General features: G+C 54.8%; 18 protein-coding genes. All 18 read right to left on the minus strand.

Annotation, left to right across the window (positions count from 1 at the left end):
* Positions 1 to 33: 33 nt before the first annotated feature.
* On the minus strand, positions 34 to 261 hold the full coding sequence (locus L1N82_RS20105; protein ID WP_235289254.1) for a sigmaY antisigma factor component: 228 nt from the start codon (positions 259 to 261) through the stop codon (positions 34 to 36).
* A complete protein-coding gene (locus L1N82_RS20110) occupies positions 249 to 635 on the minus strand; it encodes a YxlC family protein (protein ID WP_235289255.1) in 387 nt (128 codons plus the stop codon). Before L1N82_RS20110 ends, L1N82_RS20105 begins: the two co-directional genes overlap by 13 nt.
* Positions 619 to 1,161, minus strand: coding sequence for an RNA polymerase sigma factor SigY (gene sigY / locus L1N82_RS20115; RefSeq protein ID WP_235289256.1), 543 nt, complete (start codon positions 1,159 to 1,161; stop codon positions 619 to 621). The genes L1N82_RS20110 and sigY overlap by 17 nt, the downstream gene beginning before the upstream one ends.
* 267 nt (positions 1,162 to 1,428) lie before the next feature.
* Positions 1,429 to 2,655, minus strand: a complete 1,227-nt coding sequence (locus L1N82_RS20120; RefSeq protein ID WP_235289326.1) for a M24 family metallopeptidase — start codon at positions 2,653 to 2,655, stop codon at positions 1,429 to 1,431.
* Between the two features lie 195 nt (positions 2,656 to 2,850).
* Positions 2,851 to 3,333 (minus strand): hypothetical protein, encoded by a 483-nt coding sequence (locus L1N82_RS20125; protein ID WP_235289257.1) that lies wholly within the window; start codon positions 3,331 to 3,333, stop codon positions 2,851 to 2,853.
* A gap of 237 nt (positions 3,334 to 3,570) precedes the next feature.
* On the minus strand, positions 3,571 to 3,996 hold the full coding sequence (locus L1N82_RS20130) for a hypothetical protein (RefSeq protein WP_235289258.1): 426 nt from the start codon (positions 3,994 to 3,996) through the stop codon (positions 3,571 to 3,573).
* Positions 3,993 to 4,139 (minus strand): hypothetical protein, encoded by a 147-nt coding sequence (locus L1N82_RS20135; protein WP_181438714.1) that lies wholly within the window; start codon positions 4,137 to 4,139, stop codon positions 3,993 to 3,995. The genes L1N82_RS20130 and L1N82_RS20135 overlap by 4 nt, the downstream gene beginning before the upstream one ends.
* 34 nt (positions 4,140 to 4,173) lie before the next feature.
* Entirely contained in the window at positions 4,174 to 4,323 is a 150-nt protein-coding gene (locus tag L1N82_RS20140; RefSeq protein ID WP_181438713.1) for a hypothetical protein, read from the minus strand.
* A gap of 23 nt (positions 4,324 to 4,346) precedes the next feature.
* A complete protein-coding gene (locus tag L1N82_RS20145) occupies positions 4,347 to 5,246 on the minus strand; it encodes a hypothetical protein (RefSeq protein ID WP_235289259.1) in 900 nt (299 codons plus the stop codon).
* Between the two features lie 17 nt (positions 5,247 to 5,263).
* A complete protein-coding gene (locus L1N82_RS20150) occupies positions 5,264 to 6,196 on the minus strand; it encodes a type II secretion system F family protein (protein WP_235289260.1) in 933 nt (310 codons plus the stop codon).
* On the minus strand, positions 6,196 to 7,575 hold the full coding sequence (locus L1N82_RS20155; RefSeq protein WP_235289261.1) for an ATPase, T2SS/T4P/T4SS family: 1,380 nt from the start codon (positions 7,573 to 7,575) through the stop codon (positions 6,196 to 6,198). Before L1N82_RS20155 ends, L1N82_RS20150 begins: the two co-directional genes overlap by 1 nt.
* Positions 7,572 to 8,423, minus strand: a complete 852-nt coding sequence (locus tag L1N82_RS20160) for a P-loop NTPase family protein (RefSeq protein WP_235289262.1) — start codon at positions 8,421 to 8,423, stop codon at positions 7,572 to 7,574. Before L1N82_RS20160 ends, L1N82_RS20155 begins: the two co-directional genes overlap by 4 nt.
* On the minus strand, positions 8,420 to 9,151 hold the full coding sequence (locus L1N82_RS20165) for an SAF domain-containing protein (protein ID WP_235289263.1): 732 nt from the start codon (positions 9,149 to 9,151) through the stop codon (positions 8,420 to 8,422). The genes L1N82_RS20160 and L1N82_RS20165 overlap by 4 nt, the downstream gene beginning before the upstream one ends.
* A 158-nt stretch (positions 9,152 to 9,309) precedes the next feature.
* Positions 9,310 to 9,918 (minus strand): TetR family transcriptional regulator, encoded by a 609-nt coding sequence (locus L1N82_RS20170; RefSeq protein WP_235289264.1) that lies wholly within the window; start codon positions 9,916 to 9,918, stop codon positions 9,310 to 9,312.
* Positions 9,919 to 10,024: 106 nt separating this feature from the next.
* Positions 10,025 to 11,191: a YhgE/Pip domain-containing protein gene (locus L1N82_RS20175; protein ID WP_235289265.1), complete on the minus strand. Its 1,167-nt coding sequence runs from the start codon at positions 11,189 to 11,191 to the stop codon at positions 10,025 to 10,027.
* A 225-nt stretch (positions 11,192 to 11,416) separates the two neighbouring features.
* Entirely contained in the window at positions 11,417 to 11,767 is a 351-nt protein-coding gene (locus L1N82_RS20180) for a type II toxin-antitoxin system PemK/MazF family toxin (protein WP_111147303.1), read from the minus strand.
* Between the two features lie 3 nt (positions 11,768 to 11,770).
* The gene (locus tag L1N82_RS20185) at positions 11,771 to 12,052 is read right to left on the minus strand and encodes a CopG family ribbon-helix-helix protein (protein WP_111147302.1); all 282 of its coding nucleotides are present in this window, start codon (positions 12,050 to 12,052) and stop codon (positions 11,771 to 11,773) included.
* A gap of 234 nt (positions 12,053 to 12,286) precedes the next feature.
* The gene (gene alr / locus L1N82_RS20190) at positions 12,287 to 13,471 is read right to left on the minus strand and encodes an alanine racemase (RefSeq protein WP_235289327.1); all 1,185 of its coding nucleotides are present in this window, start codon (positions 13,469 to 13,471) and stop codon (positions 12,287 to 12,289) included.
* Between the last annotated feature and the right edge of the window lie 13 nt (positions 13,472 to 13,484).

The following is a 13,484-nucleotide window of genomic DNA, read 5'->3' on the forward strand; positions in this document are numbered from 1 at the left end:
TCTACTTGGGTCAAACCGCCCTAATCTTCCGCCCTATTCCTTCCGTTCTCCATCAGCCCGCTTCCCCGGCTTCCAGCCCTTCCGGACAAACAGAATGTACAGAAGCGGCGGCATTGGCGTCTGGATAAGCCCCCACAATCCCCAGAACCAGTAGTATTTCGTCCGCTTCCGCGCATCGATGAACAGCCAGGTTGACTGAGCGAGCAGGATAAGCGGCAGCACAATCAAGGCCCAGACGGGCAGCTCTCTTAGCTCATCCATTCCTGCTCCACCTCTCTGCCGGTGCCCCGGAGCCAGTGAACCACCGCAAAGCCCGTACCGCCGATAAGCGCCAATACCTGGAGCACAATGAACCAGACGACGTTACTGCTCAGCATCAGCATGAGAACCGAGAGGATAGCCCCCCCTGTCAGCCAGAAAATCGCGAGATCACGCAGCAGCTTGCGCCTGGCTGATCTCCGGCCTTCAAGAGCCAATTCTTCAAACCACACCGATGACGGGACATTGATATCCCTTTGCTCGTCGAAATCTGCCAAACCCTCCTGCAGCCAGGCTTCTACCAGCTTGAGATCCTCTTGTTCTGCCGCATCAGCTTGACCAGCACGCTTGCCGTCCTTATTACGTTTCACTGCCACTTGCGATCAGCTCCTTTCTCAGCTTCTTCAAACCGTTGTGTATGCGGGATTTCACCGTCCCAGCCGGAATATTCATCCACTCCGCAATCTCATCCACCGTGTAGCCGTAATAATGCTTCAGCATTATCGGCACGCGTATGTCATAATCCAGCTCAGCCAAGGCTTCCATCGCCTCCGGCCATGAGCCTCCTTCCGCAGCGGACATAAATTTCATTGATCTCAGTGCCTGCAGCCGTTCGGCCTCCTGATGCTTCCGCTCACGCACCCTCCGCCTCATCGCATCGATGTACAGCCGGGTGCCGATGGCAATCAGCCAGGTTGAGAATTTGGACCTTCCCTCATAAGCGCTGATATTCTCGATCGCCCGCAGCATTGTATCCTGCACAAGGTCCTCGGCCAGGTTGCGGTTCATTGTAATCTTTAGCATATATTTGTATAAAAACGGGTAGTGCTGCTGCAGCAGCGCGGCCAGCGCCTTGTTGTCGGTTCTCGCCTGCTGCCATATTCTCTCTTCGGCCTCTGTCACTGCCGGCGTCCCCCCTTGCGATTCCGGAATCAGCCATAAGACGTCCAGCTTTCTTCAAACGTTCACGACATTAAAAATATATTTTGCAGCTGTTTGTTTTAATCTGTCCAACCCTTCCAATCCTTCCAACCATGCAAAAAACCGGCAGCGGACCCATATCTGGTCCCACTGCCGGTGCCGGGGCTATGCGCATGCCGCACCAACGTTAAGAAGCTTCCTGCACTCTTTAACTGCATGACTTTCAAATAACCTCATTAACCAGCCTGCCTAAGGCAGCACAATTAACTGCTCCGGCGATCGTGTCAGTGCTAGCGGAGGGCCTTCCTCCTGGATCACGTAGGTGTTCTCAATGCCGACCACACCAACCCCGGGGAAGGTGAATTTTGGCTCCACGGCAATGACCATGCCTGCCCGGAGCGGCATCGTGAACCCTTTGGCCAGTACAGGCCATTCATCCACTTCCAACCCGATGCCATGACCGAGGAAGCGAACCCTGTCTGCTCCGAAGCCCATGAAATGGTCTGCCAAGCCTTCCTGCTCAGCCATATGTAGCGCTTCCTGATACGGCTTCTCCGCTATAATGCCGGGCAGCAGCAGCTTCTCCGACTGCCGCATTATCCGCTCTGTCACCCCGTAAGCCCGTAGCAGCTCTTCCGGAAGCTCGCCGATGACGGCCGTCCGCGTCTGGTCAATGATATACCCGTCAATACAGCAGCCTACATCAAGAAGAATAGGCTCGTTCCGTCCGAACAGCCGGCGGCTGACACTCTGCGGGGCCGATGCTCCCAGCCCTCGTCCGCCTGCCGGTCCATCAAAATAAGAGGGTACAGCCGCCGCTTCCCCGGCGCCTACCATCCCGGTGATGACTTCCTGATTATAAGCACGCATCCGCATGAGACCGATATGTCCCCGCTTGCGGATTTCATATTCATAGCGCGCCATCCAGTCCAGCTCGGACACGCCTTCCTTCAGGAAATTCAGGGCTTCGGCCAACGCTTCCGCTGCTGCCTGCGCAGCCTGCTCGATGCGTGCAATTTCCCAAGGCGACTTGATCATCCGCTGCCGCCTCATGAGCGGGCTGGCATCCGTAAGGGCTGCCCCTGCCGGCTCCAGCAGGTCAGCCAGCTTGAGATAAGTCTGCGCTGGCAGCACATCGAGAGGCGTACCGATCAGCCGCTTGCGGCCAGGCGGCACAGCTGCGGCTAAACCTGCCGCCAGCTTGGCGCCGAATTCACGGAATGCACCCAGCTCCTCTGTACGGATATGCGCTTCTTCTCGCGCACGGGCAACGCTGCGCCTTACATAGAGGACTGCTTCGCCTACAGCGGGAATGAAGCAGTAGCCCGTCTGCATCGTACCGGTCAAATAGTAGATGTCCGTGTTCTGTGTAAGCAGGAACCCGTCCAGTCCCTCTTCCTGTATCACCTGCTGCATTCGGCTAATTCGGGCTTCCGACTCTCCCGCAGGAAGAATTCTGTACTCCCCCGCACGCATAATGTCACTCCCGTTCAAGCTCGATTCTTCCACTCTCTCATGCCGCATCCGTAACCCCATCCTTCCCCAGCATCTCGTTCCTTCATTGAAGCAGGTTTCAAGCGGGGCGTCAAACCTCCCGCGGGACTTGAATGAACGCCGAAGAGCCCTTACTCAGTTCCAAATTCCATGGGCCCTGCTCCATAATAAGGCACATCAATAGACCACCTCGGCCGCACCCTTAATATCCCACTCAATCGGTTCAAGCATGCGGAATACATTCGGGTTACGGAGCCGCACGATCATAATGACCCCTGGACGCTGCAGCGTAACTTCATAGTTGAAGGCTTCATTCCGGTAGTGATAAGGGAAGCTTTCGTCTCCGTCCACCACCTTGAAGAGCAGCAGCTCCGCCCGCTCTCTTAACTTCGACCCTCTGAGCGGCATACCGGTTTCGTCAATCTTCAGGTTGCCCTGCAGATATAAGGCACCCGCTTCAGCCGCAGCACGGGGGTCGATCCTGATTTCCCCGCGGCTCAGTGCCAGCGGATCGAGCTGCTGAGCTGCCGCGTGGGCCGCACGGTTAACGGCATGCTTGCCTTCGAACAGCGTACGCATCGCCATTTCCTCGTCGATCTGCAGCGTATGAACCATGATCCACACAACCGAAAACAACAGCAGCAGCAGCAGCTTGTCCATCTTCTCTCATTCCCCTCCTTCCTGGCAGGACCTCTAATGTGTCCATGCTGGATCAGCTTTGTAAGCCTGCTATCCTTTCGCTTGTTTATCACCGCCCCTTCTGTTTTGTAATTGTTCATACCGCTGACCGCCTCCGCTCATCTGTTTAATAGCAAACAAAGACAATTCTCGTCAGCCCTCAATCCCCCTTGTCGTCCTTATCCTTCTTGTCCACCTTAACCCTGCTGTTAGCATCGCTCAAGGCACATATTCGCTCATCTTGATGCCATAGGCGCTCATACGCTCATCATCACCCGGGGGCGTAAGGCCTATTAGACGGTCGATTTCGAACAGCCGTTCATAGGGGTAGCGAACGGTCAGCTCAAGTCCAATTCCCCGTGGAAGGGGGAAAGCCTCATCCGTTGCCGCCGCTCCTGAGGTAGACCTCACATCATATTCGAGTTCATCCGCCTGCAAGCCGTAAGCAGCCAAGCGTTCAGCAGACTCCCTCATCATAGCGCTGCTGATGTATCCGTGATCTCCGTTTGCACCAATCTCCAGCAGGTAATCCACCTCCTTTTGCAGGACCGCTTGTCTGACGATAAGCACATGCTTGTATATGGGAGAGAACATCAGCCAGCAGAATGTTGCCGCGAACAATACAAATACAAGCACAGACCTCATGGGCTAATCCCCCGGATCGATTCACTCATCGCTCTGCCGGAGGACTCGACCTGCGCCTTTGTCCCCGACTCTCCTTCCACCACGGCCGTATAGATCAAGATGACTGTCACCAGCAGCATCAATGTCATTAGCAACCCCCGCATCAGGCTGCACCTCCTGTTCCTGCCGCTTCCTGCGTTAAGGATTAATGGCCCCAATCTTCGTATTCGCCGCATTGCCCTGCGTCTCAATCTGTGCCTGGGTGCCTGTCCCATCCTTGGCAATAATCGAGTTGAACAGCAGAATAACAACCACCAGCAGCATTACCGTCATCAAAATATTTCTCACCTTAAATTTCCTCCTCTGACCGGTTAAGAGTTCAATGATTGGAACAGCTTCTGCCCTTCCTGAACCCATGGATAAATAAAAATCTGAAAGGTGTACAAAATCGGGACACCCGCCAATATGAACAGCACATAAGACGCCGACTCCTTGCGGGTTTCCTTCCTCAGCTCGAGCTTGGCCTTGTAATCGGTAATCCGTCCCTTCAGCAGCTCATAATAAGCTTCATCCTCATGCATCCGCATCGCTTCGATAGTTTCCACGAACCCTGCTCCCTCAGCTGTACCCAGCCTCTGTTTGAAGCGTCTCAGAGCGGAATCCGCATCATGGTACCATTCGCCGAGCATCCGCTCGAGATCAACGCGAATTGCCGAGGTATAGGGCAGACAACGCGTCAGCTTCGCATGAATATGGAGCGACGATCCGGCAAAATACAGCAGCTGGTTGCTGATCGCGTGAATCTCTCTCATCATCCGCTCTGAGCGGTAGCCTCGAAAAGCCTCCAGCATGGGAAGATCCCAAAGAAAAGCTGCAGCTGCCGCAAAGAACAGGGTAGCCGGGCCATACACCGGCAGTCCCTGCACCGGAACAACCTCCGGGTACAATGCCAGCGCCGCCCCGCAGCCCACACTGCCGATTACAAGCATCCGCCTGACAGCCGCATACAGCCCTGGGTCCACGGACAAGCCGCAGCCGGCAAGCGCCGCTTCCCGCTCCAGATAATATGCACTGCTGCGCGAGATTCCGAGCAAGCGCAGCAGCCATTCGGGTGCAGTCAACCGCTCTGCGCCATCGTCACCTGCGGCACCGCTCCAACGCGGTCGCCTGTACATGATCGCCCGCAGCAGATGGATGAACATTGTCACACCAATCACGAACTGACTGGCCATTAACAGCATAACGACCAGCCGGTAAACCTGATCTCCCACTAATGCCAACCCCCTGGTCACATCTTCTTACGCGACAAATAGATCCCCATGACAAAGGATGCAAATATCAGTACTAGTGCGTTAAGAATCATATCCCTGCCCTGCGGGTCCAGAACATAATATTGATAAGCGCTGTCTGGCGTATAATGCATGTTGATCCCAATGAATAAAGCCAGAAACAGGATCGGCGAGAAGTTGGCCAGCCGGATCTCAAGCAGACGGTTCCTCTCCTGCTGGTTGGCAAGCTGCGACTGCCGCATATCGGTAATAAGCGTCTTAAGATTATCCCCGACCCTGCAGCCCTCCGATAAGCCGACCCGTAGAATACTAGCAAAGTAATCCCCCCATACATGGCCAAGCGCCGAGGCAAAAATCCGCAGGCTTGAATCCGCATCCTCCTTAATGGACAGGTTGCGGTACAGCTGGTCAAACACCGCGTGCATCGGGCCGAGAAGCCGGCGCTCCTCGACAGTCCGGCGCAGAGCTGTGCGCAGGTGATGGCCTCCGGTCATCATATAGCTTTGATAAAACAGCTCGACCGCTGGCAGAAAATCCGCCCGGCTCTGCAGCTGCCTGTGGGTCAATACCATCCGCAGCACCAGATACGGCGTGCCGAGCGCTAGAAGGAACAGCAGCAGCGTTCCCTTTGGCGTTTGTATCAGCAGCGCTCCCGCAGCCAAGCCTCCCAGCCCGAACAATCCCGTCATCAAAAGGAAGACTGTCGGCTTCACCTGCCACCGTACACTCGCAAGCAGGATAGACAGATGTCCATCCTGAAGCCACAATCTGGCGGCTATGTCTGCCGACCTTCTGCGAAGGCCGTTCCTCCTGCGGTAAGCTAATCGTTCCCGGTGCGCGCCCTCCTCGCCGAACAGAAGCATTAGCTGCCTGACAGCCGTGAAGACTAAAACGAACAGCACACCGGCGACCGCTCCCACCTGCCAAGACATCATACCGCCCCCCTCGGGCCGGAGATTATGTACCGCACCGCATCTGTATTCATTTGCCAACCGCTCCGGCTCTCATCATAGACTGCCAGATTACGGACATGCGCGCTTCCTTCCCGCCATTCAAAAGCCCCGATTCGGGCGACGCGGCGTTTGCCGCCTACTATACGCATCTCAATGCCAATCTGGGTTACGTACCGGGTGATACGCCTTGCGAGCCGCTCTGCGTTCATCGAACGGCCATCCAGCATACACATATCGGTAATCGCCTCCGGCACATCCTCCAGCTCATTGGCGTGAACAGTCGTCATACTTCCCGAATGCCCCCTCGTACAGGCCCTTACATAGATGTTCGCATCCTCATCCCGTATCTCTGCATGTACGATCCGCCTGGGCGACTGCCTAAGCGCCAGCTTGAAGGCCTGCATGGATCGGTGCAGCTGATCCTCCTCATCTACCTCATACTCAATGACATTCATAGCGGGAAAATCGCGCCCAAGCATCATTTCATGCCGGCCTTCAATCGTAATAATCCGCTCCTCGTCCGGCAGCTCGGCCAGCAGCGCCTTAAGCAGATGCGTCTTGCCTGAGTTGGTCGCACCGATGACAACAAGGTTGCGGCGGGCTTGAAGCACCGCAAGCAGCAGCTCCTTCACCTGCTGATCCATCGTGCCGTATTCCTCAGCGCATAGTGTCTCAAGGTCATAATGCCTAACGGTGTAAAACCGGATGGTCAATGTTGGTTCTGCCGTGAAACCAAACCCTGTTAGCGTAACCCGGGAGCCGTCGCTCAGCGACACCTCCGCCCATCGCTTGCGGGGCGTGATGCGGTCATTGTTATACAGCACGAGATTTTGTTGAATCCGCTCCACTTCCTTCACAGAGGCGAAGCGATGCTCTGACATTACGGCTTCCCCGCCGCGTACTTCATAAATCCGGGTGCCAACCACTTGGATTTCTTCCAAGCCTTCCTTGTTGGCAAGAACAAGCTCCAGCACATTCAGGCCCACCACCTCGGCAAACAGGGCATCTGCCAGGCTGCGGTAAGGGTGATGCCCCCCTGGCAGACGATGTATCCGCTGCCGGATCAGCCGGTCGGTTATTACAGCGAGTATCTCCGCCCGCTCGCGCGGGAAGCCGAGCACGGCCCTGTTCAGCCGCTCTCCATATCCCTTACGCTCCTCTTCGGTCATCCCGCGCGGCGCAGCGAGGTAGTTGCGTATATCCTCAGCAAGCCGCTGCAGATCCTGATTGCGGCTGTCGGCTGCATCCTGCCGCCAAGCCTCTGCCCCCCCATCCGCTGGCAACGCCAGCCTCAGCCGGGCAGCGTAGTCTGCCGGCGAGAAGCGAACTTCATCCGGTTGGCCGCCGACCGGCTTCATGAGCCAACTCCGTTGCGGTGATCCAGAAGCTTGCGGTACCATGGCTGGCGTTTGATATGGGAGCCCAATCGGACACTGTGCCGATTCATGAGCTTATCTGCCGTCTCCTGCATGGCGCGCTTTCCCTGTTCATGCCTGCCAAGCCATTCCTCCATACTGCCGCTGTCCAAATGAGCGTAGAACGGCTCCGCCAGCTTCAGCTCCCCGATAGCGGCAAGGCCGCTCTCTTTCTCAATATCCTTCATCGTATACCCTCCATTTCTCCATGGCGGCCGTACAACGACCGTTTCATAAGCTTCAGATGGAATGCCGAACAACGGGGAGGATTGGCCCAGCCACCGCCGCGTATCCTCCTGAAAATGCGATAGTGCAGTTGTGGTTACCAATATCCTGCTGTCTGCCTCGAGCAACGCAGTTACCGTCGCGGCATTGTCCCAATATGCATTTACATCGGCTACGATCAGTCCGAATACGGTACGGGCGGTCTCCAGCAGATGCCTGATCTCCTCCGGGGAGAAAAATTCGGCCTGATCTCTCATCATGCTGCCGAACAGAATGTTGAGATTGGGGGCGGCTGCCGGACGGAATACAGCCTGTCTCAGCTTCTCAGGCGTCAGCAATCCGGCTTTCAGCTCCGGACGAAGACTATCCAGCGTAATCGCCGGCTTGTCTACACGCAAATACCGGTGCAGCTTGGAGCTCTTCAGGTTCAGGCAGAGATAAGCCACCGGCAGTGAGCTCCTCTCCGCAATCCGCCAAGCGGCAGCAAGCGCCGCTGTCGTCGTGCCTATGCTCGGTGTAGAGCCGGTAAACGTAACGAGCGGCGAACGAATCGGGCTTATGCTCATCTTCCCTCTCCCTCCCCGCCAGTCATACCCGGGATATCAAGCGATTCTGGACTAAATGCGATAACGAGCTTAACACTACCCTGCTTGCAGAGATTATCCAGTACCAGCCATTCCTCCTCCGTCAGGTTCAGGTTGATCGCATCGATTGTTCCGTTGGCATCCCGGCGGGAAGCATACATCTGCTCGCGGTCCCCGCTGGCCATCGATAAGAGATTGGGGTTCTGCATATCATCAATCTCCGTATTGGCCGACGTCTTCACGGAGGCTACGGTGACAGCCTGCGGGAACAGCCTGGCCGAATCCGCTGCCTCTCCTGTCGTATACACCCGGACGCGGTCTCCCGCTCTGATTCCGTTCGAGATGGAGAGAATATACGGCTTCGGAATCTGGAAGGTTGACTCATCCCGTGCAGGCAACAGGCGGTATTGATCGAGCTTCCACTCGAGGATCGGCTCCTCCTCTCCCAGCGGTACGGCTGTTTCCATGCCGATCATAGCCTCCGTATCCGTCAGCATGCCGGGCAGGTAAGCACTCTTCGCAATAGACTTAACCGTGACGTCTCCGGCAGCCAGGCGTTCACCAGCCGGTATGAATTGCACCGGGACAGCAACCTGAATGGTCTCCTGCAGATCAATCTGGCGCAGTTGAAGCTGATACAAGCCGTATACGAGCAGTGCTGACAACAGGGCCGCAGTCAGAGAGATCCATACATGACGTTTCCTGTTCACATGAAGTCCTTTCCAGCAACGAAAAAAAACGCAAGTAACAGGGCTAAAGCCCAATCACTTGCGTTCTTCGCATAGCGTTGCTTAGTATTAGTGTCGTTTATAGTGGAAAGTCTACCAAATTATTCTACAGCTGTCTACAGCTTTTTTAGAATATAATGTCATTCTTCCGCAGAAGCTGTCGGATCGACACCCAGCCCGCCGAGCACAAAATCGGTAATATCCTGGATGAGCGACTCACTGTCCTGCTGCTCCTCAGTAAAGAGCGGACGAAAATAGTCTGACTTCTTGTGGAACAGGATGGCCCCCGTCACCGACATGAAGGTGTGGTCAATGGAGCGAAAGCGGAACACGCCCTGCCGCCTGCCCTCCAGGAGCACATCCCGGACATAGGTCCAGACAGGGAACGCATACTTGCGGATAATATCAATTCTTGGAGACTGGACCATGATCTCCTGCTGCAGCAGGCTGATCAGCTCCGGTTCACGCAGCCTGGTGAGCGTTATCTCCCGCACGACCAGCTTGATCCCCGCAAGCGGGCTCAGCCTCAAGCTGAGTACCTCCTGTACGCGCTTGCTAGGAAAAAAAGCATCAAACAAAGCGCCGAACAGATTTTCCTTCCCGCCAAAATGATAAGATACTAGCGCAACGTTGACGCCGGCCTCTTCACATATTTGCCGTACGCTCGTTCCGTCATAGCCCTGACGGGCAAACAGCTTCTTCGCCGCCAGTAATATGCGCAGCTTTACATCCGTTTCTTCCGGGCACAATATCTTCTCCCCCTAATCCAAGGCTCTTGATGCCATCAATGAGGCTGACAGGGCAGTACACAACCACTGCGCCCTCCGGCCGTCAAAACGTCTTAAGCAGCAGCTGTTAAGACTGAGCCGGCCGTGATGCCGGCACACCTGCAAGTGCCCCAGTATCCCCCTTGCGCAGAGCGGTTGCCAAAGCGCTGACTGCCACTGCCGCCGCAAGCACACTAAGCAGGCCAAGCGCGGCATGCACTACATCAGGCCCTCCGAACAAGATGTTCATACTGCCTTCCACCGCATAGGTCGCCGGGAAAATACTGCTGAGTCCCTGGTAAAAGTCGGACAACATCTCTCTTGGCATCATAGCCCCTGAGGATACGAGTTGTGCCGACAGCGTCACAATGTTAAACAGCATACCGGCCATGCCGAAGATCACCAAGAACATCTGAGCGACAAACATAAAAGTCAGCACGAACAGCGCCTGAAAGCCCCATAACGCCAGGAAACCGTGCGCGGACTGCCCGCCAAGCGAAAGCACAAAGGCCGAACCAGCCAGTGATACAACTGCGGCAGCAGCTACATTAATGATAACCCGTGCCCCAAACACCTGCCAGCGTCCTGATTGAGCCCGCACTGCCAGCGAAGACAGATGCAGGTTCTGAGCCATAATCATCGCTCCCACATAAGAGGCCAGAACCATCATCATCGGTACCATCTGGTTGTTAATGCCCTTTACAGGGTTGGTCGACTGGATATTAGACACTACCCTCTCGGACAGCGCCGCACCTATCGCGCTCGCCTGCTCCTGCGGCATGTTAAGACCTCCAAGCACATTCGCCGCCCCGCTTGCGACGGCCTGCTTGTTAACGGTAGAGGTAATCTGAGCCGCCATGCCAGACATCATTGTCTTGATCATCTGAGGATTCGATTCATTGATCGTGTAGTTCAGGACAGCCGTTCCCTCGCCGCCCGTCACCTTAGCCGAGAAATCAGCCGGAATATGTACGATCATCTGCAGCTTACGCTCATCCAGAAGCGTCTCCGCTGAAGAGAGCTCCGCCACCTCCTCCACCTGCACGGGCAGCGATTGCTTTAGATTCTCAAAGATGGTTGAGCCTAGCGCCTTGTCTTCATTTACAACCCCGATTGTCAGGTTCTCTGTACGATCGGAAATCCCTGAATAGCCGGTCATCCATACCACCGAGAAGATCAGCTGAAAAAGCAGTGCTGTCGCGATTCCTATCATTGTGGTAGGCCGTTTGAAAAATGCCTGTAAAGCTTGTTTCAATTTCTCCACTCCTCTATCTATATGATCGGTCTTATCATTAAACAAATGTTTTAAACATATATTCTAAACACACGTTTAACAATAGCCGACCTTATTATATCTAACCCGGTCTATGCCGTCAACCAGAGACCCGTAGATACTATTTACATTCATGTATCCGGCTATTTAACTAGATACAGAACAAAAAAAAGAACCGGCTGCCCGGTCCTCTATGGATCATAGCTATTAAAAATCAATCAATCCGACGCTGATCTGCAGCGATTCATCCACCTTGCGCATTGTATCATCATCAAGATGTGTAATCTTATCAGTCAGCCGCTGCTTGTCGATCGTGCGAATCTGTTCAAGCAAAATGACGGAATCACGGTCGAAGCCATGTGTTTCCGCGTCAATCTCAACATGCGTTGGCAGCTTCGCCTTCTGAATCTGCGCTGTAATAGCGGCTACGATAACTGTGGGGCTGAAGCGGTTGCCGATGTCGTTCTGAATAACGAGAACTGGCCGGACGCCTCCCTGCTCTGAGCCGACAACCGGTGATAAATCCGCAAAAAACACATCGCCGCGTTTCACAATCAAAGACTACACCCCGCTTACGAGACGACCGAGTGTGCCGTCGGCATCTTCCTCCGCTTGAAAGGCTTCCGAGGCCATGTTCAAGTTAATCTTTGCCATCTCCAGATATCCGCGCTGCATCGATTCACGGATTTGCCGCCTCTTGCGTTCAATTAAATACAATTTCATAGCCTGACGGATAAATTCGCTGCGGTTGGAGTTTTCACGTGCAACGATACCGTCCACTTCCTGCAGCAAGTGATCCGGCAAACTGATCATGATACGTTTGGTATTCTGTATATTGGCCAAGAATAACGCACCTCCAAAGACATTTCCAGAAAAACACTATTACCATTATGTCCGTTTACTAGGCGACCTTATACACTATCATTTGTATGTGCGCCGTATGGATAATATGCTGCATTAACGCATATACCCGGAGCATGACAGTGTCCTCTGCCTGAATAATTTCGCGACAAAGCGGCAAATTCCTCTTTAACTTGCTTAAAAAAGAGCTGGAAATAAATATCCCTGCCCATTTTGTCAGCCGAGAAGCGGATTGGTAACCGCAACCGTCTGCCCGTTCCGTATATACACACGGGGTACACGGGCGGCCAACATGCACGTAATCTCATAGGGAATCGTTCCTAAACTTACGGCCAAATCCTCAGCGGTAATACTAGCGCCGCCTTGACTGCCGAGCAGCACAACCTCTTCGCCTGCCTGTACCGGGCCTGTCAAACCTCCCGCATCTGCAGCGGGATCCAGATGAATCATGCACTGATCCATACAGATCGTTCCGAGCACCGGTACACGGACCCCCCGGACAATCGCTTCGGCCTTGCCTGTGAGCATGCGGCTGAATCCGTCCGCATAACCGATCGGCAGGGTGCCGATACGCTCTCCGCCCGACGCTATATACCGTGTGCCGTAACTGATCCCCCAGCCGGCAGGCACATGCTTAGCCATGACGATCTCCGTCTTAAGAGACATCACTGGCTGCAGAGCGATCCGGCTCTTCATCACTTCATCGGACGGATATAATCCGTACATGCCAATGCCCAGCCTCAGCATGCCATACGCCCATTCCGGCGTATCAATTCCCGCAGCGCTGTTGGCTGAATGGATATGCGTGACGGGCAGCGAATGCCGCCGGACATAATCGACGACTTCACTGAAGCGCTCGTACTGCAGCTTCGTATACGTCTTGTCCTGCTCATCCGCCTTCGCGAAGTGGGTAAACAGGCCTTCTACCTCAATCCCCGGAGTGCGAAGCGCTTGTTCAATAAATCCTGTTGCTTCCTCGCCGGGCAGAACACCCAGCCTACCCATACCTGTGTCGACCTTGATATGAACCTTGAGCGGCTTGGCTTCTCCAGTACTAGCTGCAGCCTCCAGCGCATCGACGCGGAAGAGGGTAACCGCAATGTTCAGCTCCCTCGCCAAAGCATACCCCGCAGGCGGCACATAACCCAGCACCAGAATCGGTGTATCAATGCCTGAGCGGCGGAGTTGAACAGCTTCATCCAGGAATGCGACACCGAGATAATCAACTCCAGCTGCAGCTGCTTCCCGGGCCGTCTCAACAGCTCCATGCCCATAGGCGTTTGCTTTGACAGATGCCATAAGCAGCATCCCAGAAGGTATAGCGGACCTGAATGCCGTGATGTTATTCCGCAGGGCATCCAAGGATATCTCTGCGCGTGTCGAACGATGATAAGCGTCCACTTTCCCTTTCACC

This window comes from Paenibacillus tarimensis (assembly GCF_021532315.1).
Classification (GTDB): Bacteria; Bacillota; Bacilli; order Paenibacillales; family Paenibacillaceae; genus Paenibacillus_I; species Paenibacillus_I tarimensis.

Excerpts from the sequence above, each read along its gene's own strand:
- L1N82_RS20160 (WP_235289262.1), bottom strand. The coding sequence starts at position 8,423 with ATGAGCATAAGCCCGATTCGTTCGCCGCTCGTTACGTTTACCGGCTCT.
- L1N82_RS20135 (WP_181438714.1), bottom strand. The coding sequence starts at position 4,139 with ATGCGGGGGTTGCTAATGACATTGATGCTGCTGGTGACAGTCATCTTG.
- L1N82_RS20130 (WP_235289258.1), bottom strand. The coding sequence starts at position 3,996 with ATGAGGTCTGTGCTTGTATTTGTATTGTTCGCGGCAACATTCTGCTGG.
- L1N82_RS20155 (WP_235289261.1), bottom strand. The coding sequence starts at position 7,575 with ATGAAGCCGGTCGGCGGCCAACCGGATGAAGTTCGCTTCTCGCCGGCA.
- L1N82_RS20150 (WP_235289260.1), bottom strand. The coding sequence starts at position 6,196 with ATGTCTTGGCAGGTGGGAGCGGTCGCCGGTGTGCTGTTCGTTTTAGTC.
- L1N82_RS20105 (WP_235289254.1), bottom strand. The coding sequence starts at position 261 with ATGGATGAGCTAAGAGAGCTGCCCGTCTGGGCCTTGATTGTGCTGCCG.
- L1N82_RS20125 (WP_235289257.1), bottom strand. The coding sequence starts at position 3,333 with ATGGACAAGCTGCTGCTGCTGCTGTTGTTTTCGGTTGTGTGGATCATG.
- L1N82_RS20120 (WP_235289326.1), bottom strand. The coding sequence starts at position 2,655 with ATGCGTGCGGGGGAGTACAGAATTCTTCCTGCGGGAGAGTCGGAAGCC.